Source organism: Bacteroidota bacterium, from assembly GCA_030706565.1.
In the GTDB taxonomy this organism is placed as follows: domain Bacteria; phylum Bacteroidota; class Bacteroidia; order Bacteroidales; family JAUZOH01; genus JAUZOH01.
This window is the reverse complement of the sequence record JAUZOH010000374.1, coordinates 1-3662: the sequence shown is the minus strand read 5'-3', so window position 1 is coordinate 3662 and position 3662 is coordinate 1. Positions and strand designations below refer to the sequence as shown.

At 39.7% G+C, this 3662-nt stretch carries 2 protein-coding genes; both read right to left on the bottom strand.

Going from position 1 to position 3662, the window contains the following annotated elements:
• Positions 1-167: 167 nt before the first annotated feature.
• Positions 168-1862 (bottom strand): RagB/SusD family nutrient uptake outer membrane protein, encoded by a 1695-nt coding sequence (locus Q8907_14285; GenBank protein ID MDP4275440.1) that lies wholly within the window; start codon positions 1860-1862, stop codon positions 168-170.
• Positions 1863-2003: 141 nt separating this feature from the next.
• Positions 2004-3662 (bottom strand): SusC/RagA family TonB-linked outer membrane protein (locus tag Q8907_14280; protein ID MDP4275439.1); only part of this gene is annotated, 1659 nt, incomplete at its 5' end.

Genomic DNA, 3662 nt, shown 5'->3' with positions numbered 1-3662 from the left:
TTTCCCGTATCTTTTTCGAAGACTGGGCATTGCCCATGAGTGTAAGTCCAAGGAGAGATAAAATGATTGTTATTTTTTTCATTCAAATGAATTATTTGTATCTGTTGATTTTTGTGTCAAAAAACATAGACCGGGAAACATTTCCGGTCTATGTTTTTTATAGTCTATTAATAATTAGGATTCTGCTTCAAATTCGAATTAATCAATATCTCTTTTGATGGAATGGGCCACAGATATTGTTTGGTGGCATCAAAATCGCGAAGAGAAAGTACTTTAACCAGGCCTGCATTGTACATAGGCGTAAAATCTGCCACGCCGTCATCGTCAACAGCAGGAGTTTGAGGGAAAAACCACAAACCCGGTTTAATTACTTTAGTTCTTAAATCTGCAGGATCAAGCATCCCGTAATTGGGTTTATTAAGAACTTTCTCTGCCAGTTTCCAACGGATGATATCCATGTATCGAATCCCTTCCAGTGCAAATTCCATACGGCGTTCAGTACGGACAATTTTTCGCAACTCAACGCGATCAGTCGAGGTAACAGCAGGATACAATGTAGTTTGGGCATAATTAACTTTGTAAGCACGGGCCCTGACCTTATTGATAGCATCCAAAACCGACTGGTCAATTTCATTCAGTTCAATCTTGGCCTCAGCATACATCAACAATACATCGGCATACCGGATGATTATCTTATCGGGTTCAACCTGATAGGAATTCAGGAGCCAGTCTCCATCTATTCCTTTTTTCCATACCAGACCATTATAAGATGCATACTGATTGACCGACCTGCAATCCTTATTGCTCACCTTAGTATTGGTTGAGATTTTCAAAACCATAGTAGAATCAGGATGTGGCTGATAAATATATCCCAAATGCGGAGTCTGGAACTCGACAATAGTCGCAGCACACCGGGGATCCCTGTTTTTAAAAGGATTGCGGGGATCAAATAAGGGTGACTTGTCTATGGTTAAGCCATCTGTACATAGATAGGAGCAAAACAAATCCCACGAAGGACACTTCGCACCCCATCCGCCAGGATTTCTGGTAATAAAATTTTGGCAATCGCCCCAGGTTACTTTCAAGGTTATGGAACGGGGAAGGCCAAAAATAGTTTCTACAGAATTTTTTGTCGATGACAAAAATAAATTACCATAATCAGGATGCAGGGAATAAGCGCCCAGTTCTATACATTTTTGAGCAGCCTCCTTGGCTACAGCCCAATCGCTATTATATAAGGCAATCCTGGCTTTCATTGCGTACGCTGCTCCTTTGGTGGCGTGTTTCAGGTCTGTACTGCTATAGCTAACCGGTAAATTTGCAGCAGCAGAATCGTAATCCTGATAGATGTACTTTAAAACGGTGGCTTTATCCGTTTGCGACAATTTAAAGGATTCATCCAGATCTAAGGTACCTGTATAATACACCACATTGCCAAAATGGGAAATTAAAATTGAATATTGTGAAGCCCTTACAAAAAGTGCCTCTGCTTTATACTGAGCCAAAAGTGCTGCAGACACCTTGCCTGAAGCCCTGTTAAGACTTGAAAGTATGGTATTTGCACGGGCAATAGCCTTATAACAATTGTCCCAATAAGTGACGACAAAACCCGTTTGTCCATTAATTGTCCCCCCCGTGATGTCACTTAATGAATTTCTATACATCCAATCATCGGTCCAATCGTCATAATCAGTGGGCCAAAAAGCATCTTTATAAAGGCCATTTAATGACATTTGTATTTCTGAAGCATCTGAATTCCAGGTATCGGATGATCCATAGGATAGCGGATTCAAGTTTAAAGTATCACAGGAAGAGAAAAAAACAAGAGTGCCCAACGTTAAAACCAACAAGCTGATTTTCATCAGCATAAAGTTATTCCCAATGGATTGGATATAACTTGCCGCTTTATTTTTCCCATACGAATATATTTCACAACGTTCATAAAGGTGTATACGTTTATTTTTATTCTTAAAAAAGCATATATGGTTCATAGTAACTTAGATTTAAAATTTAACAGAGACTCCTAAAATAAATGATGTGGTTATAGGATAGGACAAGGATGACATTTCCGGATCCCAACCTTTGGGATAATGACTATATGTGAAAAAATCAGACGCCGTAGTATAAATTTTCACATTTTGAAGCTTTATCTTTTGGATGAGATTTTTGGGAATGTTATATCCCAGGGTAACATTCTTAACCCGGAAATAAGCCCCCTTAAACAGCCAATAATCAGACATTGCATAGTTATTGCTTACGGAAGTATAGGAATAACGTGGGTATTTAACATGAAGGTTTTGGTCATCCGTATTGTACTTACTCCACGAATTTCCATCCAGAATTTTGGGGAAATTACCATAATTTTCCAACAAAGGTTCAACCATACTGGTGGTCATTTGCGAATTTTGCTTTCCAACTCCTTGCCAAACGACGGAAAAATCGAAATTCCCATACCCGAGCTGAATATTTCCCCCATACATATATCGGGGCATTGACCCACCCAACAACACTCTGTCATATTCAGGAGATATGATTCCATCGGGAACGCCATTAGGACCGCTGATATCAGCATATTTGACATCCCCGGGTTTTACATTGGAATTTAGTTTGGGAGAATTATTCACTTCGTCCTGGGTTTGGAATAATCCCAGGGATTTATATCCGTACCACTCGTTAAATTCACTCCCTTGTATCTTTATTTGATCGCCGATGAATTCAGTTCCGCCCAAATCGCCCATCACAGACCTAAAATCAGATAAATTTACAGATATGGCATAGTCAAATTTTCCAAGTTGATGATTCCAGGAGAGTTCAAATTCCCAACCTGTGGTATGCATTTTCCCGGTATTCTGATTAGGATTGTCAAATCCGATGTAATCTGGAATTTCCAGAGCCAGCAACATGTCTCTTGTTGTTTTCTTATAATAATCTCCCGTAAAACGCAAGCGGTTATTAAAAAAGTTCGCATCTATGCCCCCGTCCCAGGATTGGGTTGTCTCCCAGGTGATGTCTCTGATGGCATATTGCCATTGTGCGGCAGCCTGTGCAGAAACAGCAGTATTCCCCTGATAAAAAAGCGAATTTGACTCGAAATTTAATGCTGCCTGATAGGGATAATTGCCTATACGGTCATTCCCCAGTGTTCCATATGAACCCCGCAGTTTCAAGAATGAAAGGAACTGTATATTTTTCATGAATGATTCTTCGGAAAGGACATAACCGGCGGAGACAGAAGGGAAAGCCCCCCAGCGGTAATTCTTATCAAACCTTGAAGATCCGTCATATCTGACATTCCCCTGAAGATAATACTTATTGTTATAATTATACATAATACGGCCGAAATAGGAACGGTAAGCGTTTTCATAAGCATTGCCGCTATTGTCTCTTAAGATTAGAGGGCCATCGTCCAAATAAGGATAGTTTGTCAAGGCATATTGCCCTCTTGAAGCCCCAAGATTCTCAGCGAAGTTATAATAATATTCATAACCTGCCATTGCATTCAAATTATGTTTTCCAAAGGATTTGGCATAATTGGCCAAAAACTGATAAGTAATGTCATGAGAATCGTTACGGTTTTCATTGAGATAAGTTTGTGTAGCTCCTTCCAGATATCCGGAAACAGTATTAGGATTGTTATAAGAAGTATAAGGAATAGCCTTTTG

Bases quoted from the DNA above. Each gene is read 5' to 3' on its own strand.
- Q8907_14285 (MDP4275440.1), bottom strand. From the start codon at position 1,862: ATGAAAATCAGCTTGTTGGTTTTAACGTTGGGCACTCTTGTTTTTTTC.